Source organism: Paenibacillus sp. ISL-20 (genome assembly GCF_018613005.1).
In the GTDB taxonomy this organism is placed as follows: domain Bacteria; phylum Bacillota; class Bacilli; order Paenibacillales; family Paenibacillaceae; genus Paenibacillus_AQ.
Genome location: NZ_JAGGRD010000064.1, coordinates 64,885 through 84,716, shown reverse-complemented (window position 1 = coordinate 84,716; position 19,832 = coordinate 64,885). Strand labels below are relative to the sequence as shown.

The following is a 19,832-nucleotide window of genomic DNA, read 5'->3' as shown; positions in this document are numbered from 1 at the left end:
CGTAGATACCAAGCATTTCCTTGTGTTGCGTATTGAACGGAGGGGGATTGGGAACGGCGGAAAAAAAGTGGAATTGCAGGGAATCTTGCAACCGTTTACATTAGGACTACATTCCGTGAACGGTATGTTGAACGAGATGACAAGGCTGAAAGTGAGGGAGTATCGATGAAAGCACAAGAAACCGTTCAGTCGGCAAAAGGAAGCGGGAGCCCCCCCATTCCCGTGAGATCCAAAACGAAGTGGGGGCGGATATGGTCGGATGTTGTGCGCGACAAGTATTTGTACGTGCTGGCCTTGCCGGGTCTGATCTTTTTTATCATTTTCAAATATATTCCGATTACGAATCTCGTAATTGCCTTCCAGGAGTATTCTCCATACTTTGGGGTGCTCGGAAGCCCCTGGGTAGGGTTTGAGCATTTTACCCGGTTTTTCTCCAACCATGATTTCTGGATGCTGCTGCGTAATACGCTGGCGATCAGTTTTCTGAGCCTGATTTTCTTTTTCCCGGCACCAATCATTTTATCTTTGATGCTGAATGAAGTGCGGAACTCCTTCTATAAGCGGACCATTCAATCCCTGGTGTATATCCCCCATTTTTTATCCTGGGTATTGATCTACGGTCTAACCTACCTCATGTTCTCGCAATCGGAGGGCTTGTTTAATAAGTGGCTCATCTCCATGGATTGGGAGACAATCGATATTCTCTCCAACCCGAACTATTTCTGGGGTATGCTGACGGGACAATCCATTTGGAAGGAAGTCGGGTGGGGGACCATCATCTTTCTCGCGGCTATCGCTGGAGTGGACCCGCAATTATATGAAGCAGCCGTCATGGATGGTGCGGGCCGAATGAGACGGATGTGGCATATTACCCTGCCGGCGATGCGCAACGTGATCCTGATTCTGTTGATTCTCCGTCTGGGAACGATTCTGGATACGGGATTCGAACAGATTTATCTGATGATGAATGCACCTGTTACCAATGTAGCCGAAGTGTTCGATACCTATGTATACCGGGTAGGGATTCGGCAGGGTGAGTTCAGCTACAGTACGGCCATCGGATTGTTCAAATCGATTGTCGGCGTCATCCTGGTGGTCACGGCCAACCGGTTGGCGAGACGGTACGGTCAAGAAAGCTTGTACTAGAGGATGGGCGAAGAGACAAGGAGGAGTAAAACATGCATGAGAAAGGATGGAAAACCAGGCTGTTCGGGTTTGTGAATAACGGACTGCTGCTGATCATCGGTTTGGCAACGATATTTCCGATTTACTATACCGTTATTTTGTCGTTTACCGATCCGGTGGAATATTATCAACGAAGCTTGATATTATGGCCCCGGGTTTGGACGTTGGATGCTTACAAGCATTTACTGTCCAACGGATTGTTTGTCACCTCGATTTCCGTGAGCGTGTTCCTGGCTACGGTTGGCACGCTGCTCAGCCTGCTCGTTACCGGGGGCTTGGCTTATGCGGTGTCCCGCAAACGCCTTCGGTTTCGCAAGGCCATCATGATTATGATCTTAATCACCTTTCTCTTCACGCCGGGATTGGTGCCGCTGTATTTGGTGGTCCGCAATGTGGGACTCATTGACAGCGTCTGGTCGCTGATCCTGCCGAGCTTGACCAGCGCATGGTATGTGCTGCTCATGAAGGGATTCTTCGACAGCATTCCGGAAAGTCTGGAGGAAGCCGCGATGATCGACGGCTCGAATGATATCGGCGTATTCTGGCGAATCATTCTGCCGTTGTCGCTGCCAGCGTTAGTGGCGTTCGGATTGTTCTTTGCGGTCGGCTATTGGAATACGTATTTCAACGCACTGATGTTTATTAACGATCAGAAGATGTGGCCGCTGCAAGTATTGCTGCAAAATATGCTTGTGGACCCAACAACGATGGGATCGGGGAGCGGCGGCGGATTCGCCTTCCAAGTGAACCGGCCTGTCCCAACAGAAACGTTGAAGATGGCGGCGGTCGTGATTGCAACCGTTCCGATCATGTTAGTGTATCCATTCCTGCAGAAGCACTTCGCCAAAGGAGCGATGGTAGGCTCTGTCAAGGAATGATCCGATATACGGTCTAACTGCCATCATGATCAGTTAGATGAGATGTAAATTAAAAGGGAGGTCTAATGATGAAAAAAATGGAAACCAAGCCGGGCAAGTCGTTTTTAAAAATGTCGGGGGTGCTGCTCTTGGCAAGCTCGCTCTTGCTTAGCGCATGCGGCAGCCGAGACGGAAGTGCACCGAGCGATAACGGAGGCGGAACAGACAGCAGTGAACCAACCAGCATTACGATACAGACCCTGAATTATGCCACCGAATTCATAGACAACACCAATGTACTATGGAAAGAGCTTGAGAAACGCACCAATACCAAGCTGAATATTACGTGGCTGTCGCCGTCCACCGCCGAAGAGAAGATCAATGTCATGCTTGCATCCGGCGATCTACCGGAGGTTACTTTCGTGGAGACGATGCAGAACCCGCAGCTGCAGAAAATGCTGAAGCAGGGTGTCTTCTGGGATCTGACTCCGTTTCTTAAAGACTATCCGAATTTGAACCGCGAAGAACTGAAGGAAATGTGGGAAATCACCAAGGTGGATGGCAAGAACATCGTTATTCCTCGTTATTATCCTAGCTATGGCGGCGGCGTGTTCCCGATGATCCGCAAGGACTGGCTGGATGCCCTTCAGCTGGAAACGCCGAAAACGCTGGATGAGTTCCATAACGTGTTAAAGGCTTTTAAGGAACAGGATCCGAATGGTAATGGACAGGCGGATGAGATTCCATATGCCGCAAATCCGGGGGCTCTCGCTTATATTTATAATATATTTAATGAAACGCAAGGGTCCTGGAAGCTTCAACCCGATAATACCCTGACTCCGATTATGACATCGGACGAGTCCAGGGAGGCCATGCTGTGGATCAAACAGGCTTATGACGAGGGTTTGTTCCCCAAAGACTTCGCCATCATGAAGTTCTCGCAGGTGATGGACACGATGCGAAGCGCCAAGGCAGGGGTAGGGGGCATGTCCATGAACCATGCCTGGGTGACCGGCGAAGCCGTGAAAGGTGTTGACCCTAAGGCGGATTTGATGCCACTTGCTTACTTGGAGAATGCAAACGGGGTGAAGTATACGCCTTCAGGATCGCCGTACTATGGAGTGTACCTGATTCCGAAGAAAGTGCCGGAGGCGAAAGTAAAGAAAATCCTCGAGTTTTTCGATTATGGCTATAGTCAAGAAGGCAATGAGATGCTGACCTACGGAATCGAAGGTGTCCATTATAATGTGGAGAACGGGAAGAAGGTTGCAACGCCGCAGGCCGCCGTGGATAAGACGGGAGACGGCAACTTGAACAATATGATTCACCTCGTCAGTGATGATATGGCCATCAGCGCGGTAGGGATGCCGGATGAAGTATATGAGCGGAACGTAGAGATTGTCACAGAGCGCAAGACGGTCAAGGTTCCGAATCCTTCGGGAGAGCTGTATTCGGAAGCCTATAACAAATACTATCCCGAGATTTCCAAGAAGGTGGAGGATATGCGGGTCATGGTCATCACGGGCAAAGAACCGGTTGAATCGTACGATAAACTGATCGAAACGATCAAGAGTGATCCAAAGATGAAGGAAATTACAGACGAGATGTCAAAGGCATATCAGGAGAAGTACATTAAATAATGAAATCCAAAACCACAATGCTGCAACTTGCATTGTGGTTTTTTGGCGTGAATAACAGGAAAAGCCCCTCCATGTTATATTTCTGATGTCTAATATTATACATCCTATAATTTTACATTAAAGCATAAAATATTACATGAGGGGAGGATATAAAGTCATGGAAACGAAGGAAGGCATAAAGTTTAATATCGAGCAAGAACGGCATAAGCTTCATAAGATGAAGCAGCGGTATCGTGATTTTAATCATCCTAAAGTCCTCGGTCAATCGATCGTGCTTGATGAGTTGATTAATCAATATAACCGATTTCTTAAAGAAAACAAGCCGATTGCGTAAACAACCGACTTAAAGCTGAATGAAGATTCTTTTTATAGATCGTAAAGTCTCGCGGCGTTCTCATAAAAAATCCTGCGAGCCTCGGATATGGACAGCCCCTGAAGCTCCGCCCATGCCGCAGCCACAGCAGCCGTCATCCGAGGATGGGTCATCTGTCCGGTGAACGGACCTTCGAACGGCCAAGGACCATCGGTTTCGGTCATGACGAGATGATCCGGATACCTACATGCCATATCATGAATTTCTTCCTCATAGAGGATGTCAGGCGTGAAGGAAATATAGTATCCGTTACCGGCCATCCGCTGCAAGGTGTCACGGGAGCCCTTGAACCAATGGAAATGGGCACGAGTGACGCCGTATTTCTCGAGCAAATCACATGCGATATCCGCATCTTCATATACAGCGTGCAGAATCACCGGTTTATGATGCTTTTTAGCAAATGCTATAAATTGCTCCAATAGATAGGCGTAAGGGCGGTTATCCCAAGGTCGGCCCTCCGATTCAGCCTCCAGCCTGGCGTAATAGGGGAGACCCACCTCTCCTACGGCAACCATCTCATCGGCATGCTCTGCCATCCAATCCAGCAGCTCTTCGGTTTCGTTAGTGGAAGGGAGGGGCTGCTCCGGGTGATAACCGAAAGCCGGCCGCACCATCGGTCCGTACTGCTGGGCCAGCTCCAGGTTTCGCTTGCAGGAAGCCAGATGCATGGAGACGGAGATGACGGATTGAACCTCATGATGACGGATATCCGCGAGAATCGCTTGTTGATCGGATAACGAATAGCTGTCCAGATGAATATGAGTATCCAACAGTGGGAAATTGGCTTCACTTTGAGTGAATGATTTCATCGTTACATAACCTCGCTTGTAAGCTTCCACGAAGCGCTTGGCTAATCATGGATATATGTATTTCCGCTGGCCTTCATCGGTCAGCGTTTGTGCTGTTCTTCCCGCATGATGGCGGAAATTTCGGTTTTTAATGCGATGAAGGACGGATCCATCAGGATGTTTTCCCGGCGCGGGCGGGAGAAAGGGACTTCTACCCGTTTCAAGATGGTTCCGGGCCGTGCTGACAGGATATAGATGCTGTCCGAGAGGAGCAGCGCCTCCTCGATATGATGGGTAATCATCAGCACCGAACGGCGCGTATCCTCCCAGATATCGAGCAGCCAGCGCTGCATATCGCTGCGGGTCAGCGCATCCAATGCGCTGAACGGTTCGTCCAGGCACATGACTTCCTGGGGACTCATCAGTGCGCGCAGAAAAGCCGCCCGCTGCTGCATTCCGCCTGAAAGGGTGTGCGGATACGCCTTCTCGAAGCCGGTGAGGCCTGCCCGTTTCATCCAGCTGCGGGCATGTTCCCTGGCAGTGGATTTCGTGGTGCCTCTCAGCTCTTCGGGAAGGAGCACATTGTCCTCCACCGTACGCCAAGGGAACAGGGCCGGCTGTTGAGGCATATAGGCGATGCGGCCTTTTTCCCCGGTCACGTCCTGACCATCCATGAGGACCGAACCCGTATCCGGAGCGGTTAATCCCCCGATGATATGGAAGAGTGTGCTCTTTCCGCTGCCTGAAGGACCGATCAAGGAGACGAATTCCCCGGGTTGTACCTGAAGCGAAAGGCCATCCAGTACATGCACTTCGCTGCGCCGGTCGCGGAAGGCTTTCCGAAGGCTGCGAACCTCGAGGGCAGGTGCTGATGAGACCAACGCAGTGGACGGGTCAGCACCGTCCTGGAGCGGCAGGGATATTTGAGGTGTCATATCGATAAATGGCCTCCTTTCATATAAGATTCGAAATGTCTATTCACAGGGGGCTCAACCTTTTCGATTCCAGCGGATGAGCCGCTTCTCCAGCAGGCTGATCAGCAGCACCATCAGCAGGCTGAGCAAGACGATGACCAGGATGGCAACAAACACCCGATCCGTGCGGTAGCCGGATTTTTGCAGCATCATGTAGTAGCCGATTCCCCGGTCCGAGCCGATCCATTCCCCGATAACCGCCCCCATGACCGAATAGGTGGCCGCAATTCGAATCCCGGAGAAGATGGAGGGAAGGGCATGCGGCAGCTCCAGCTTGGTGAAAATTTGCCACGAGGTAGCCCCCGTCATCTGCATATAATTCATCATGGTGCGGTCGGTACGTGCGAGTCCATCCAGGGCCGCAACAGCGACAGGGAAGAAGCAGACCAGCGTAATCACGATAACCTTGGGCAGCATACCGAAGCCGAACCAAATCATGAGAAGCGGGGCTAGGGCGATTGTCGGCACATTTTGGCTAAGAATAAGAAGCGGATAAAGGGCGGTTTTGAGAAAAGGCACCAAGTGCAGTGCCAGCGAGATGATTAGACCGATTGCCGTGCCGATTATAAAGCCGATCAGGGTTAATTGCAGGGTGGCCGCTGTATGCTGGAAGAGACCGGAAGCTCCGGTAACGGCCTCATGCCCGATGGCCGTCGGTGCAGGCAAAATAAAGGGTTCAATGTCGAACACGGATACTGCCGCCTGCCATACCACCAAAAAGAAGAGAACCGCCAAAACGGGCGGCCAAACAGAACTCCACCAGCTTCTCATGGACGGTATTTCTCAGTCAGCTTATCCATGCTGATGCCGCTTGGATGATGCGCGATTTTGACCTGGGATATGATGCTGGGACTTCCCGCATTCACCAGCGCCTCGTGCATGCGCTCAACGATCTTGAGCAGCTCGGAGAGCTCTCCTTCCATGGTCGTTTCGAGTGCATGAACCTCGTATTTCACGCCCGATTCCTGAATAACCTTGATCGCTTCATCAACATAAGGGATGCTGTCGGCCCCGTTTGGCGTTCTCGGTATTACTTGAATGCTCAAGAGTGTATTCGCCATATAAACTCATCCTTTCGTGCAAGCTGTATTGTAATGGAAGAGAGGCAGCCTGCTGCAAAGGCCGTCTCTCTTCTTATAAATAGAAATAACCTTATGGCTTCTCCGGTAAAAAATCATTGGTAAATGCGCTGTCAGCGTCAAGTTCCTTCTCCAGCAGCTTGCGCTCAAACATCCAGTCTGCGTACCCCGACCATACTTCGGCTTTCTGTTCGCCCCAGCGGGATGCATCATCCTGATAACGGGGGCTCAGCCATTTCTGGCTGGCTAGAACCAGTTCGGCATCCAGGTCGGGAACAGCTTTCGTCAGCAGGGCTGCTGCATCTTCGGGATGTTGAATCGCATAGTCGTATCCTTTTGAAGTCGCCCGCATGAACGCTTTGACAAGTTCAGGGTCCTCCTGGATCAGCTTCTCGTTCGTTACGATCACCGGCGTGTAATAGTCAAGCTGCTCGGAGTAGTCCTTCACATAAATCATGTCAAGCGGCTCATTGCGAAGCTCGGCTTCAATACCCGTCCAAGCATAGAAGATCCAGGCAAAATCAATGTCGCGTTTGACGGCCGTAAAATAATCGGCATCGCCCATATTAACCATGTTCACCTTGCTGACATCGGCGCCATCGATCTCCATGATGGATTTCATGACCGCTTCCTCCACAGGCGAGCCCCAACCGCCATAGGATTTCCCTTCAAAATCGCCTGCCTTCACGATGCCTTTGTCCTTGGGGGCGGCAAAGCCGGATGTATTATGCTGAATGATCGCCGCAATGGAGACGAGCGGCAATCCTTGGGTTCTGGCCAGCGTTACGCCTTCCTGATAGCTGATGCCAAATGGCACGTTTCCGGATGCAACCAGCGTATCCGTTCCGCCTGCTCCCGGCTGGACGATCTGGACATTAAGCCCTTCTTCCTCATAATACCCAAGCTCCTTCGCTGCATACAGGCCGGTGTGATTCGTATTGGCAGACCAATCGAGCATCAGCTGTACGTCACGTAGTTTCCCGGGAGACTGACTGTCTTCGCCTGTGGCACCTGTCTTCTTGTTCTCTCCACTTGTACCGCATCCAGACGCAACCATCAGCAGGACGCAAGCGAGAAGCAGCGGAATCCATCTTCCCTTCTTCATCGTTTCTTCTCTCCTTTAAGTTCTCTTTCTATTACCTCGCAACTCCACAAAAAAAACGCCCTGATGATATCAGGACGCATGACGGCGTAAGTGTATACCACGGCAAATAAATAGCTGCCGCAAACATGGGCTTCCTACGCTGGCATTACCCAGATCAGGTGTAAGGGTCAGTATCATGTCGGATACACTCTCAGCCGGCCAAATTCCAGCTCCCCCGGTATTTATGAAGTTTCGATCAGTACACCCGCTATTATAGTCCTAACACAGCAGACCTGTCTAGTTCGAAGAGGCTCGAACGAGACAGGTCTTTGTTAGAACACTAATGCAATGGGAGAATTAATTGATGCTATAAACCTTTCACAAGATAAAGTATTTGAATACGGCTTCTACGCAGAGGTTAGCGCTGGAAGAACTCAATCCATTCTCCTTCGGGACCGTGCACGAAGAAATAGCGGTACCCGTTCGGAAGCGTCACGATTTCCTCGTCAATGTGAGGAACGTCAAGTGGGTGTTATGTTGTTCGTGCACAGGCTAATAAGATGATTTTTCTTTCATTTCCTCATCTTTACTTTTGTGTGGGCAAAAAGTATCATGAGAAATAGAGATGTTAATTCAAAAGACCTAACACACTTAAAGTGAACCAGCTTACCTTTTGGCCGAGGAGGAATGCTTATGAGTCCAACTCCAGCAGATCATCTGTGGATTCGACTCGCCATAATATATGCATTCATTCAGATAATGATCGCTCTGTGGATGCCTGATGCTTTATCGCTTCAGCGTGTTCTAGTCATTATTTCTCCTGCAGCCGCTTCCGTTTATTTAATGCGGATCCGTCGGCGTTTTGAGGTTCATCTTGGCAGGTTTTGGCTTATTGTGAGTCTCGGATTGATGGGGGAGGCAGTGGCCCGAACCCTCCACGCATGCAATATCTGGTTTGGAAAAGAGAGCGCTTTCCTGCCAGTTCTAACCCATTTGTTCTGGGGGCTCGAACTTATCCTGTTCGCAAGTTCTCTCATTTATTTATTCCGGCATGTTCAGGGTTCGTTTCGGGGGCTGCGGTTTATGCTGGATATCCTGATTGTTGGCATAGCGGTCATGACGGTAGGATGGGAATATTTCATCAAGCCTGAGCTTCAGGGTCTGGCCCATGAGGCAGCATGGGGAAACCTTTGGGTGGACATGCTGTATCCACTGTGCGCAATGGTACTTATTTTTTTTACACTGGTGTTGTATTTTAATACCGGACAGTTAAGGAAATGGGCGGCCATCCTGTTATGTCTTGGCGGAAGTACATTTATTGCCGGAGATGTTCTGTACATCTATCTCGTTGATCTTTTGGATATCGAGGTTCGCTCTTACCTGTATCCACTCTATACGTTATCGGTATTTTTCATTAGTTTCGCAGGCGGACAGTCCGCTCCTGATACCCGTAATCCATCTGTTGGCGAGCGGGAGCCTCGTTCAACCGGAAACCTGATCGTAAGGTACCTGCTTCCCTACAGCGTGCTCGGCGGGATGTTTGCCCTTATGGCGCAGCATTTTGGAGGGTGGAATGGACTGTTTACCGGCCTTTCCCTGTGCGTTATCCTGATCCTATTCAGGCAGATTTTGATCCAGTTCGAGAACGACCGCTTGTTTGATCGACTGCATGAAAGTCTGATGCAGAGTGAATCCCTGGCACATCGCGATGATCTTACGGGTCTGTATAATCGTCGTTATTTTAATGCAAGGCTGTCAAGTTCGCTGAAGGAGGCGGACCGCACAGGTTCCCGTGTAGGCTTGCTGTATATGGATATGAACCGTTTCAAACGAGTCAATGACCGATACGGCCACCGTGCCGGCGATTTGTTGATACGAAAGGTTGCAGACCGGCTTCAATCACTCGAATCCAAGGGAGTTTTGGTTTCCCGTTTAGGAGGAGACGAATTCACGGTTATGATCCATCCGGCCGGCGATGATCAGGAGCTGATCTGGATGGCGGAGGAGATCTGGACGATGCTTAGTGAGCCGTACGAGCTGGAAGGGCATGAGGTCCGAACCACGCCGAGTATCGGTATTGCGGTTTATCCAGATCATGCCAGAAATGACCAGGAGCTGATTGGTCGTGCGGATGCAGCGATGTATGCGGCGAAGGAACGGAACGCCCCCTGGCATTTTGATGTAGAGCGGACGATGCTGCTGCAGCTTTTGGATCAAAAGGTGAGTAAATGAATGTATGACCATAGTATCGACAATAGGTTGTTAAAAGCAATATAAGTCGATTTTTGTAGAATTTGGCGCAATCATTGCACGAATCTTGCGCATTTCTCTTAAAATAGGTCATAACTTCGATATAAAATCCATAAAATGCAAAGAAATCATATTCAAAATGCCGATAAGAAGCATAGTGAGAGCTAGCTTGCCAAGGAGGACGAACATGATTTGCGACAATTGCAGCACCTTTGAACCGATTGAGGACCAGGGGACCATTCATATGAAGCCTGCAAGTGGTGAGCTTATTCAGTTGCTGGCAGTGAACGGCTACACGGTACAAGAGAACAATGAGGGTTGTGCTGTGAATTACAAGGTACGTGCGGACCTGATCTCTATGATAAAGTGTCTGCAGCCCCTTCCGCTGAAGATTCGTCAAGAGCTGTCCTTCTGTGTTACCGGTGGAGAAGCTCCGCAAATCCGGCATTCGTGGACCCCTATGCAGAAGTTCGAACTGCAGATGGAGCATTACGATATGGTGAGTATCATTTTACATAAGCAGTTTACGAGCTACATGCAGCCCATCGTGGATACATCCGAGCAGATCGTGGCCTACGAATTTCTCCTTCGTCCGGTAGAGTGGGGAGCCAGGTTCCAGCCGTATGAGCTGTTTGAGACAGCCCGTAAAACCGGATTGCATGCATTTCTGGACCGGGCAGCACGAACCAGTGCCATTGAGACCAGTGCCGAGTGGCTTCCTATCGGCGTGAAGCGATTCGTGAACTTCCTGCCATCCTCCATATATGATGCGCAGATGTGTCTAAGCCACACCTTTAATACCATTGACAGGCTCCATCTGGATCCGAGGGATTTCGTATTTGAGGTCGTGGAAACCGAGAAGATTGATGATGTTAAGCATTTGCAATCGATTTTTGAGGTTTATCGCAGTCATGGAATCTCGGTAGCCATGGATGACGTCGGCGCAGGGTATTCCACATTGGAACAGATGATTAAGCTTAAGCCGGATTATGTAAAGATCGACCGGAGTCTGATCGACCATTGCGATCGTAATCCCGCCCAGCAGAAGCAGCTCAAAATGATCACCAACATGGCTCATGATTTTGGGGCCATGGTGCTGGCTGAAGGCATTGAGAGACGGGAGGAGTTTCATTTTTGCCGAGAAATCGGAATCGAGCTCTCGCAGGGGTATTTGTTTGGGAAGCCATCTGAACGACCTCCGCGTGACCTCATTCTCAACTAATCTATTCATAGCATACATAATCGGTAATTCCCCCGCCATCTTGATGAGGAACTTTCACATCTGATTGCCGCAGCCTTCGGCTGAGTTCGGACAATACAGATGCTAGGCATGGTGAAGACAGGTCCTTCAGAATGAGTAATGATGCCTGAAGGAGCCCACTTTCTGTAAAAACAAGAGCCCTGGAATGTTCTCCAGGGCTCTTGTTTTTATATAAGTTGGTGCTTTTGAAGACGCATGCCTGTTATCTTGCGGCTTTTACCTCTCCAAATCCGTCGATGCTGTATTCCTTGCCATTCACGTTCAGGACAGCCGGCGTATCCGTTTCGTTCACGATGATGGTTTCCTTTCCTTTTACGTTGACCTTCAGGCGGGATCCGCGGAACATCACCTTGAAGGAGAAGGAAGACCAGTGACCTGGAATGAATGGATTCAAATGCAATACGCCGTCCTTCACACGCAAGCCGCCGAAGCCATGCACAACGGACATCCAGGTTCCCGCCATACTGGTTGTATGACAGCCGTCCTCGGTATCGTTGTTGTAGTTGTCCAGATCCAGCCGAGCTGTACGGAGGTACATCTCGTACGCCTTCTCCTGGTACCCAAGCTCGCAGGCGAGAATGGAGTGTACGCATGGCGAAAGGGAGGACTCGTGTACCGTGAACGGTTCATAAAAGTCGAAGTTGCGTTTTTTCGTAGCCAAGTCGTACTGGTCGCCAAGGAAGAACAATCCTTGCAGCACGTCAGCCTGCTTAATGTATACCGAACGCAGAATGCGGTCCCAGGACCAGTTCTGATTCAGGGGAAGGTGGACTGGGTCCAATTCCTTCACCGGAACAAGCTCCTTGTTGAGGAACCCGTCCTGCTGCAGGAACACGCCGAGCTCTTCATCTACCGGGTAGTACATTTTGCTGATGATATCCTGCCATTTGGAGGTTTCGACATCCTGCAGCGCAAGCTTCGCCGTAAGCTCGGCATAGCGGGAATTCTCGTTCTCTTTTAAATATTCGAGCACGTCGAGCGTGTATTCCATCGTCCAGCTGGCAATACGGTTGGTGTACCAGTTGTTGTTCACGTTGTTCTCGTACTCGTTCGGACCGGTAACGCCCAGCATCATATACTGATCCTTCGCCGGTACGTAATTCACGCGCTCTTCCCAGAAACGGGAGATTTCCACGAGCACTTCCAGACCGTATTGGCCGAGGTAAGAGAAGTCGCCGGTATAATTTACATAGTTATAAATGGCATAGGCAATCGCGCCGTTACGGTGAATTTCCTCAAAGGTAATCTCCCACTCGTTATGGCATTCCTCGCCGTTCATCGTCACCATAGGATAGAGGGCGCCTTTGGTAAAGCCGAGCTTCTTGGCGTTTTCCTTCGCTTTTTCCAGGTGCTTATAACGATAAATCAGCAAGTTGCGCGAGATGCTGGCATCCGCGGTGCTCAGGTAGAACGGAAGGCAATACGCCTCGGTATCCCAGTAGGTGCTGCCGCCGTATTTCTCCCCGGTGAAGCCCTTTGGCCCGATATTCAGACGGTCGTCTTCGCCGCTGTAGGTTTGGTTCAGCTGGAAGATGTTAAAGCGGATCGCTTGCTGGGCCGCTACATCGCCTTCAATGACGATATCGCTTTCCTTCCATTTATCACCCCATGCATCGGCCTGCTCCTTCAGCAGCTGCTCGAATCCGGTCCGGGCCGCCGGCTCCAGCACAGCACGTGCAGCATCCACCAATTCGCCGAATCCATAATTGCGGGAAGTAACGTTAGCCACATATTTATAGATGGTGATGGCTTCGCCTTCAGATACCGGCACGCTTACGCGGTTCCCCACATATTTCTCTTTCTCCACCAGTTCGGCTTGAAGTTCCAGCTTCTCGCCGTTCTTTAAAATGGTATAAGACATGACAGAGGTTACGTGGAAATCGAGTTTTTTGGTCTTCACGGTCAATGCAGCCGAACCTTGCGCCGCTTCCTTGAATACCTCTAGCCAGAATTTCTCGTCATAGTTGGAGTCCTTGTTCTTCACATCGCCATCGAGATATGGCGTTATCGTAAGCTCTCCAGCGAAATTGAGCGGAGTTACGCCATATCGAATGGCGCCGATCTCGTGGCGTACAATGCTGACAAAACGGACAGCTTCAACCTTGAGTTCTTTGCCGTCTTCCATGACAGCAGTGAAGCTGCGGGAGAGGAAGCCTTCCTTCATATTCAACTCACGCACAAAATCCTTCACCGTGCACTGGGCCAGATCAAGCGGCGTGCCGTCGATTTCAATACCGATGCCAATCCAGTTGGTGCTGTTCAGCACTTTGGCAAAATATTCGGGATAACCGTTCTTCCACCAGCCTACACGGGTTTTATCCGGATAATACACGCCTGCCATATAACTGCCTTGCAGGGAGGAGCCGCTGTAGGATTCCTCGAAGTTGGCGCGCTGGCCCATAAATCCGTTCCCGATACTGAAGATACTCTCCGAGATCTCATGCGTGTGAGGATCAAAGCCCTCCTCAATAATTGACCATTCATCAAGCTTTAAATATTGTTTCACAATCATCGGCTCCTTTGTTTTTAGGGAAAATGGTTGCAGATCTATATGGGATGAAACTACTGGATGCCGTAAGCATGCGTGCTCATTCGCTTACAACTCCAGCAGACGGTCTACCGTGAACTCTTCCAAGGAGGGAAGAACGATGCTGGCCCGCCCCAAGGTTTCAGGCGAACCGATGCCGACGCTGCGCATGCCCGCGCGCGTGGCAGCTTCGATTCCGGCTTCGGCATCCTCGAATACGACGCAGGCATCAGGCCGGGCGCCAAGTTCATGAGCGCCCATCGTAAATACCTCTGGATCCGGTTTCGCTTGGGCAGTCTTCGTTCCATCGATAATGGCGTCGAAGTAAGGAGTGAGGCCGGTATTGTTCAGGATCAGCATGGCGTTTTTGCTGGCAGAGCCCAGCGCAACCTTGATGCCGCGGTCCTTCAGCGCTTGGATAAATTCGAGGGCTCCAGGCAAAATCTCGGATTCATCCATGTTGGAAATATACTCGACATACCAGGCGTTCTTCTTCTCGGCCAGTGCCAGCTTGGCGCCTTCATCCAGCTTCACTCCGCCAACCTCGAGCAGAATATCGAGGGAGGCCATGCGGCTTACTCCCTTCAGGCGTTCATTGTCCTGCTCAGTGAATTCAAAGCCGAGTTCCCCGGCAAGACGCTTCCAGGCAATGTAGTGATACTTGGCGGTATCCACCAGAACGCCGTCAAGATCAAATAAACAAGCGGATATGGATGACATGAACATCCTCCTTACGAATTAGTGCAAACGTTTGAACCAAGCTGCAAAAATAAAGGAAGCACCACGATGCTTCTTTATTTTGAAAATACTTCGTGTATCTTCCGCGATTCGATCCGGACCTTAAGACTTCGGCAGCGAAAACATCGAGGATTCGCGGATCATCAACCGGTGCGGAATGATATAGCGGTGCGGCAGTATCGTATTGTCATCGTTACGAATGGTCTGGATCAGCGCTTGGGAAGCGGTATAACCCAGGTTATAAATTCCGATGTCCACACTGCTCAGCGGCGGGGTCGATAGTTCGGTCAATGAGATGTTGTTGAAACTGATAATGGATACATCTTCGGGCACCTTATACCCTAGCTCATGCAGTCCCCGCAGCACGCCGAAAGAGACAATATCGTCAACAATGACAAGCGCCGTCGGACGTTCAGGCAGGTTCATGAAAAAGGACATGGCGCGGTAGCCGCTCTCCTGGAGGAACTCGCCTTCGACAATCCATTCTTTTCTCATCTCCAGACCCGCATCGGCAAGCGCTTTCCCATAGCCTTTCATCCGGTCCTGAGATACGATCAGGTTTGGCGGGCCGCTGACAAAGCCGATCCGTTGATGTCCAAGGGAGATCAGATGCTTGGTTGCATCATAGGCAGCCTGCACATTATCCGTATCGACGGATAACAGATCCGGGTATTTCTCGCTCCGGCCGACAAGCACGAACGGATAGTTGTTGGACTTGAGAAAATCAACCACCTTATCGTCCTGCCTGGAGTACAGCAAAATAGCGCCATCGACGCGGCGACCGTTAAGCAGCCGGGATACGGCTTCGACCTCTTCCTTCTCGTTGCCGCCCGAACTGAGAACGACGTCGTATCCGGAGCGGTTCGCTTGGGTGACGATACCGCGGATCAGTTCCATGAAGAATAAGTTGAGGAACAATTCTTCCGCAGGTTTCGGCAGAATGACGCATATGCTTTCCGTCGTTTTGGAAACAAGGCTCTTAGCCATAATATTGGGATGGTAGCCCATTTCCTCCATGATCTCTTTCACCTTACGCGAGGTTTCGCGGCTGATTCTAGGATGATTGGAAAGCACCCGTGAGACGGTGGAGGGGGATACGCCCGCTCGTTTTGCAACATCTTTAATCGTTACAGACATAATAGGACCTCCAGTGGAACCGTTTGCGTTTTTTTGAAAATAAGAAAGCGACTACTGGAGTTCTCTCTTAATTCAGAAGAGTAACTTCCGCTAATCGCGGACCGTTCTTCTTTATTTAATTGTGGGTCTGTCAGGCCCTGAGTATACATGATACCTATTGATCTAAAGCCATATTGATCCGGTATGTTAAACGGTTTCACACTGCTATATTAACGTTAATCGATAGGCTTGTAAATACGTATCCAAGTCAGTCCAGCGCAATTATTTCACAAATGCATCAAAAAGGAAGCAAGGGTTAGAAAACGGGAGAAAGGTCCACATTATCACCAAAAAAGCCCGAAAAACAACTTAAAACGGCATTGTGCAAACGATTTAACAAAACAGAGGAGGTGTTTGTGATATAGTTAGGCGAAAAAGTGGCCGTACTGACAAAAAGAAGATGGAACTAAAGTTAAACCCTAATATGTAACCGTTTTACTGGAAAACCCTAGCAGATTTAAATTCAAACGTTTGCGCTATCCGTTTTTGAGGATATCTCCAAAAATATGCTGAAAGTTTTTTTTGATTAAATAGTTTGATATCAAATCAAATCACTAGCAGCGATACATGGAAGCCGCCCTGAGAATCATGGAGTGGTTACATACACGGCAGGTCTTTAAATTAACGGAAAAACTAACAAAATAAAAGGAATATCATGATAAAACTCCTTTCTTTCCTTTAATCTGGCATGCAAAATGAAGCTTTTTTTATATAAGCTTATATGCATAGTTCTGGAAAGGATTAAAAATATAAGAAATGGGGTTTTATGAATGGGCGCTAACACATCCCTCCCAATCAAACGGGAGTTACATTCCATCTCTTCAGAACGCCTTCCTTGGGCCGGGCTGCTTGCATTAGCCATGGCTGGATTTATTTGTATCCTCACTGAGAGCCTGCCTGCGGGTCTGCTGCCCCAAATTGCAAAAGACCTGGGGATCACAGAGGCCCTTACCGGACAATTGGTCACTCTTTATGCCATTGGATCCCTTGTTGCTGCCATTCCCTTGACTGCTGCTACACGTGGATGGAGACGTCGGCCTCTCCTGCTGGTATGCATCAGCGGCTTTCTGGTTTTTAACACCGTTACCGCTTTATCCTCAGATTATATACTGACACTTGCCGCCCGTTTCCTGGCCGGAGTATCTGCAGGCGTGTTATGGGGAATGACGGCAGGTTATGCACGTCGGATGGTTTCGGATTCGTTAAAAGGCAAAGCAATGGCCGTGGCTATGGTTGGCACACCGTTGGCATTAGCCCTTGGTGTCCCCATCGGCAGTTTTCTCAGTTCTTATGTCGGCTGGCGCTTCATCTTCGGTACTGTATCTCTGCTAACAGCAGCTTTAATCGTCTGGGTTCTCTGGAAAGTGCCGGATTTTGCCGGAGAGCCGGCAGGTGAACGTCTTCCGCTGCATAAGGTGTTTTTAATCCCAGGGGTTAGGCCTATTCTGTTTGTTGTTCTGGCCTGGATCCTGGCGCATAATATTCTATACACTTATATTTCTCCCTACCTTGCCCAGACCGTGCTTGCTAACAGAGTAGACCTGATTTTGCTCATTTTCGGCATCACCTCCATTGTGGGGATTTGGGTAACGGGAATGCTCATCGACCGGTTTTTGAGGGGATTGGTTCTAATCAGCATGGCGGCATTCGCCCTGGCGTCTGTAGGAATGGGAATGGGGATTCATCAACCTGCAATTATTATCCTTGGAATCATGATATGGGGACTTACGTTTGGCGGGGCAGCCACACTGCTGCAAACTGCCGTTGCTCAAGCCGGGGGCAAGAGCGCAGATGTAGCCCAGTCCATGCTGGTTACAGCATGGAATCTGGCGATTGGCGGAGGAGGCATCGTCGGCGGCATCCTTCTTGAGCTGTTTGGGGCTGGATACCTTCCCGGCTCGCTGTTTATCCTGCTGATTCCCGCTTTGCTCGTAGCCATACTTGCTCATAAATATGGATTTTCCAGAGGAAATTGACAGGAAGGCAGTTATGCATGAGAAGAAAGAGGAGTTCACATGATGTGGACTCCTCTTTTACTTGTCATTTTGAAGACTGCAATCTTATTCTGCCTGAGCCAGCAAATTCGGTCCTTCCATAAGATTCTTATATGCAATAGGAGAAGACATGGTAATTAAGGTCATATAGGTGCCGTACGGATCGCACTTGTTCTCAAACTCCTCCAGTCCCTGGATGGAGTCTGTCAGGATTTTCAACAAATAATTATACTCCCCACTGATCCGATAACATTCCACAACTTCAGGTGACGAGCGGCAGAAATCCAGGAAAGGATAACAATCCCGTGTCCGAAAAAGAACATATGCCGTACTCTGCTTACCCACTTTGGATGGAGAGATCACGGTACGATATTCTTCGATGACCCCCTTTTCTTCCATTCGCTTAACTCGTTCAGTAACAGCGGGCTGAGATAATCCCACCAGCTTGCCTAATTCGGTCATGGATAATCTCGCCTGGTTCTCCAAGTGAAACAGAATATGCTGATCAATTTCGTCCATGAAACCCACTCCTTTAATCTATAAGATATGATTAGGAATTACCTTAAGTATATTCGCTAATCGATACTAATATCTTTAATGTCTTATGTGATATCAGATAAATCATTTATATAATTAACATAGTCATCATAATTAATCAAGCACATCACCTTAAGAGAGGAAGATAGGAATGGGGAAAGAAAACATGACGACATTGCATTCTTATGTGGATCAAGCAGTCGACCGCGCTCTGAGCGAAAAAAGAATCGTGGGAACTGTTGTACAGGTTGCATTAGGAGGGGAGCTGGTGTACAGCCGGGCTGCCGGTTTCGCGGACAGGGAACATAAGCGCACCATGTCGGAAAACGCGCTGTTTCGGCTTGCTTCCGTAACCAAACCCATTGTATCGACAGCAGCTCTGGCATTGATCTCGCAAGGAAAGCTGAGTCTGAATGATCCGGTGACCCGCTGGCTGCCTGCATTCCGGCCCAAGCTTTCCAATGGTCAGTACGCTTTAATAACGGTTCATCAGTTGATGACGCACACCGCTGGTTTGACATACCGTTTCTTCCAAGAAGACCAAGGAACCTATGAACTTGCAGGGATATCGGACGGGATGGATTTGGCTGGAATTAGTTTGGAAGAGAATCTCCAAAGGCTCGCTTCTGCTCCTCTTCTGTATGAGCCAGGGAACATGTGGAGGTATTCCATTGCAACGGATGTACTCGGAGCTGTTATCGAAAAGGTCACCGGAATGTCATTAAAAGAGGCTGTTCAAATGCTCGTTACTCATCCACTTCACATGACTGACACTGATTTTGTTGCCGTGGATCCGAATCGGTTGACCGCCGCATACGCAGATGGTCCTGAAGAACCGCGCCTTCTCCATGATGAGTTGGAGCAGGTCCCGTTTATGGAAGGTACAGCCGGTTTCCGGCTTGCACCCAACCGCGCGAATGATACTTCTGCTTATTCATCGGGTGGAGCGGGTATGGTTGGAAGTACCGGAGATTTTCTTACTTTACTTGAGACACTGCGGCAAGGAGGAAAGCCAGTTCTTACCGAAGCCGTTGCCGCTGAGATGTCCACCAATCAAATCGGTGAACTCGTGATGCCGTATTGGCCGGGAAGGGGGTTTGGCCTTGGTTTTACGGTACTTAAAGACCCTATGGCAGCTGGTACACCGGAATCACCGGGTACGTGGCGAATGGGTGGAACCTACGGCCATTCATGGTTTGTTGATCCAAGGGAAGAACTTAGTGTTGCTGCATTCACCAATACGGCACTTGAAGGGATGTCAGGCCAATATACCACCGATATCTGTGAGGCCGTCTACGCAGGCATTCGTGAAAGCAAAGAGGCTGCAAGAACATAATACGAATAACCGCCCAATATCATGGGGCGGTTT

17 protein-coding genes, 1 pseudogene and 1 riboswitch are annotated in these 19,832 nt (G+C 49.6%); of the genes and pseudogenes, 8 read left to right on the top strand and 10 right to left on the bottom strand.

Annotated elements, in window-relative coordinates:
• The first annotated feature begins 165 nt into the window (after positions 1-165).
• The 4 genes from J7E85_RS29555 to J7E85_RS29540 all read left to right on the top strand — a co-directional run bounded on the left by J7E85_RS29555 (position 166) and on the right by J7E85_RS29540 (position 4,016).
• On the top strand, positions 166-1,146 hold the full coding sequence (locus tag J7E85_RS29555) for an ABC transporter permease (RefSeq protein WP_098741717.1): 981 nt from the start codon (positions 166-168) through the stop codon (positions 1,144-1,146).
• A 32-nt stretch (positions 1,147-1,178) separates the two neighbouring features.
• On the top strand, positions 1,179-2,063 hold the full coding sequence (locus J7E85_RS29550; protein WP_076322305.1) for a carbohydrate ABC transporter permease: 885 nt from the start codon (positions 1,179-1,181) through the stop codon (positions 2,061-2,063).
• Between the two features lie 65 nt (positions 2,064-2,128).
• Positions 2,129-3,682, top strand: a complete 1,554-nt coding sequence (locus tag J7E85_RS29545) for an extracellular solute-binding protein (RefSeq protein ID WP_215163520.1) — start codon at positions 2,129-2,131, stop codon at positions 3,680-3,682.
• 157 nt (positions 3,683-3,839) lie between these two features.
• Complete coding sequence (locus tag J7E85_RS29540; RefSeq protein WP_076322303.1) at positions 3,840-4,016, top strand: aspartyl-phosphate phosphatase Spo0E family protein; 177 nt, start codon at positions 3,840-3,842, stop codon at positions 4,014-4,016.
• A gap of 32 nt (positions 4,017-4,048) precedes the next feature.
• Here J7E85_RS29540 and J7E85_RS29535 read toward each other — a convergent pair whose 3' ends face one another.
• The 6 genes and pseudogenes from J7E85_RS29535 to J7E85_RS29510 all read right to left on the bottom strand — a co-directional run.
• Complete coding sequence (locus J7E85_RS29535; RefSeq protein WP_215163518.1) at positions 4,049-4,864, bottom strand: TatD family hydrolase; 816 nt, start codon at positions 4,862-4,864, stop codon at positions 4,049-4,051.
• A gap of 80 nt (positions 4,865-4,944) precedes the next feature.
• The gene (locus J7E85_RS29530; protein ID WP_215163517.1) at positions 4,945-5,778 is read right to left on the bottom strand and encodes an ABC transporter ATP-binding protein; all 834 of its coding nucleotides are present in this window, start codon (positions 5,776-5,778) and stop codon (positions 4,945-4,947) included.
• A 54-nt stretch (positions 5,779-5,832) separates the two neighbouring features.
• On the bottom strand, positions 5,833-6,588 hold the full coding sequence (locus tag J7E85_RS29525; RefSeq protein ID WP_215163516.1) for an ABC transporter permease: 756 nt from the start codon (positions 6,586-6,588) through the stop codon (positions 5,833-5,835).
• Positions 6,585-6,878 carry an MTH1187 family thiamine-binding protein gene (locus J7E85_RS29520; protein ID WP_215163515.1) on the bottom strand — a complete coding sequence of 98 codons (294 nt, stop codon included), beginning with the start codon at positions 6,876-6,878 and terminating at the stop codon, positions 6,585-6,587. The genes J7E85_RS29525 and J7E85_RS29520 overlap by 4 nt, the downstream gene beginning before the upstream one ends.
• Before the next feature lie 91 nt (positions 6,879-6,969).
• Positions 6,970-8,001, bottom strand: a complete 1,032-nt coding sequence (locus J7E85_RS29515) for an ABC transporter substrate-binding protein (protein WP_215163514.1) — start codon at positions 7,999-8,001, stop codon at positions 6,970-6,972.
• 114 nt (positions 8,002-8,115) lie between these two features.
• A riboswitch (TPP riboswitch) is annotated at positions 8,116-8,227 on the bottom strand.
• Between the two features lie 171 nt (positions 8,228-8,398).
• Positions 8,399-8,494: pseudogene (locus J7E85_RS29510) on the bottom strand (VOC family protein); the annotation flags it as partial.
• Positions 8,495-8,673: 179 nt separating this feature from the next.
• On the opposite strand from J7E85_RS29510, the gene J7E85_RS29505 reads away from it, so the two are divergent.
• Both J7E85_RS29505 and J7E85_RS29500 read left to right on the top strand, forming a co-directional pair.
• Entirely contained in the window at positions 8,674-10,212 is a 1,539-nt protein-coding gene (locus tag J7E85_RS29505) for a diguanylate cyclase domain-containing protein (RefSeq protein WP_215163512.1), read from the top strand.
• 205 nt (positions 10,213-10,417) lie between these two features.
• The gene (locus tag J7E85_RS29500) at positions 10,418-11,452 is read left to right on the top strand and encodes an EAL domain-containing protein (protein WP_215163510.1); all 1,035 of its coding nucleotides are present in this window, start codon (positions 10,418-10,420) and stop codon (positions 11,450-11,452) included.
• A gap of 241 nt (positions 11,453-11,693) precedes the next feature.
• Here the strand turns inward: J7E85_RS29500 and J7E85_RS29495 are convergent, their stop codons facing one another.
• From J7E85_RS29495 to J7E85_RS29485, 3 genes are all read right to left on the bottom strand, one after another.
• On the bottom strand, positions 11,694-13,997 hold the full coding sequence (locus J7E85_RS29495; protein WP_215163508.1) for a glycoside hydrolase family 65 protein: 2,304 nt from the start codon (positions 13,995-13,997) through the stop codon (positions 11,694-11,696).
• 90 nt (positions 13,998-14,087) lie between these two features.
• Positions 14,088-14,738: a beta-phosphoglucomutase gene (pgmB, locus tag J7E85_RS29490; RefSeq protein WP_215163507.1), complete on the bottom strand. Its 651-nt coding sequence runs from the start codon at positions 14,736-14,738 to the stop codon at positions 14,088-14,090.
• A gap of 120 nt (positions 14,739-14,858) precedes the next feature.
• Positions 14,859-15,893, bottom strand: a complete 1,035-nt coding sequence (locus tag J7E85_RS29485; protein ID WP_076322293.1) for a LacI family DNA-binding transcriptional regulator — start codon at positions 15,891-15,893, stop codon at positions 14,859-14,861.
• An 809-nt stretch (positions 15,894-16,702) separates the two neighbouring features.
• Between J7E85_RS29485 and J7E85_RS29480 the strand changes: the two genes are divergently transcribed.
• Positions 16,703-17,908 (top strand): MFS transporter, encoded by a 1,206-nt coding sequence (locus tag J7E85_RS29480; RefSeq protein WP_215163506.1) that lies wholly within the window; start codon positions 16,703-16,705, stop codon positions 17,906-17,908.
• Between the two features lie 84 nt (positions 17,909-17,992).
• Here J7E85_RS29480 and J7E85_RS29475 read toward each other — a convergent pair whose 3' ends face one another.
• Complete coding sequence (locus J7E85_RS29475) at positions 17,993-18,445, bottom strand: Lrp/AsnC family transcriptional regulator (RefSeq protein WP_215163504.1); 453 nt, start codon at positions 18,443-18,445, stop codon at positions 17,993-17,995.
• A 184-nt stretch (positions 18,446-18,629) separates the two neighbouring features.
• Between J7E85_RS29475 and J7E85_RS29470 the strand changes: the two genes are divergently transcribed.
• Positions 18,630-19,799, top strand: a complete 1,170-nt coding sequence (locus J7E85_RS29470) for a serine hydrolase domain-containing protein (protein ID WP_483311349.1) — start codon at positions 18,630-18,632, stop codon at positions 19,797-19,799.
• Positions 19,800-19,832 lie beyond the last annotated feature (33 nt).

Coding starts and splice junctions, on each gene's coding strand:
- J7E85_RS29555 (WP_098741717.1), top strand. CDS start 166: ATGAAAGCACAAGAAACCGTTCAGTCGGCAAAAGGAAGCGGGAGCCCC.
- J7E85_RS29550 (WP_076322305.1), top strand. CDS start 1,179: ATGCATGAGAAAGGATGGAAAACCAGGCTGTTCGGGTTTGTGAATAAC.
- J7E85_RS29545 (WP_215163520.1), top strand. CDS start 2,129: ATGATGAAAAAAATGGAAACCAAGCCGGGCAAGTCGTTTTTAAAAATG.
- J7E85_RS29540 (WP_076322303.1), top strand. CDS start 3,840: ATGGAAACGAAGGAAGGCATAAAGTTTAATATCGAGCAAGAACGGCAT.
- J7E85_RS29535 (WP_215163518.1), bottom strand. CDS start 4,864: ATGAAATCATTCACTCAAAGTGAAGCCAATTTCCCACTGTTGGATACT.
- J7E85_RS29530 (WP_215163517.1), bottom strand. CDS start 5,778: ATGACACCTCAAATATCCCTGCCGCTCCAGGACGGTGCTGACCCGTCC.
- J7E85_RS29525 (WP_215163516.1), bottom strand. CDS start 6,588: ATGAGAAGCTGGTGGAGTTCTGTTTGGCCGCCCGTTTTGGCGGTTCTC.
- J7E85_RS29520 (WP_215163515.1), bottom strand. CDS start 6,878: ATGGCGAATACACTCTTGAGCATTCAAGTAATACCGAGAACGCCAAAC.
- J7E85_RS29515 (WP_215163514.1), bottom strand. CDS start 8,001: ATGAAGAAGGGAAGATGGATTCCGCTGCTTCTCGCTTGCGTCCTGCTG.
- J7E85_RS29505 (WP_215163512.1), top strand. CDS start 8,674: ATGAGTCCAACTCCAGCAGATCATCTGTGGATTCGACTCGCCATAATA.
- J7E85_RS29500 (WP_215163510.1), top strand. CDS start 10,418: ATGATTTGCGACAATTGCAGCACCTTTGAACCGATTGAGGACCAGGGG.
- pgmB (WP_215163507.1), bottom strand. CDS start 14,738: ATGTCATCCATATCCGCTTGTTTATTTGATCTTGACGGCGTTCTGGTG.
- J7E85_RS29485 (WP_076322293.1), bottom strand. CDS start 15,893: ATGTCTGTAACGATTAAAGATGTTGCAAAACGAGCGGGCGTATCCCCC.
- J7E85_RS29480 (WP_215163506.1), top strand. CDS start 16,703: ATGGGCGCTAACACATCCCTCCCAATCAAACGGGAGTTACATTCCATC.
- J7E85_RS29475 (WP_215163504.1), bottom strand. CDS start 18,445: ATGGACGAAATTGATCAGCATATTCTGTTTCACTTGGAGAACCAGGCG.
- J7E85_RS29470 (WP_483311349.1), top strand. CDS start 18,630: ATGACGACATTGCATTCTTATGTGGATCAAGCAGTCGACCGCGCTCTG.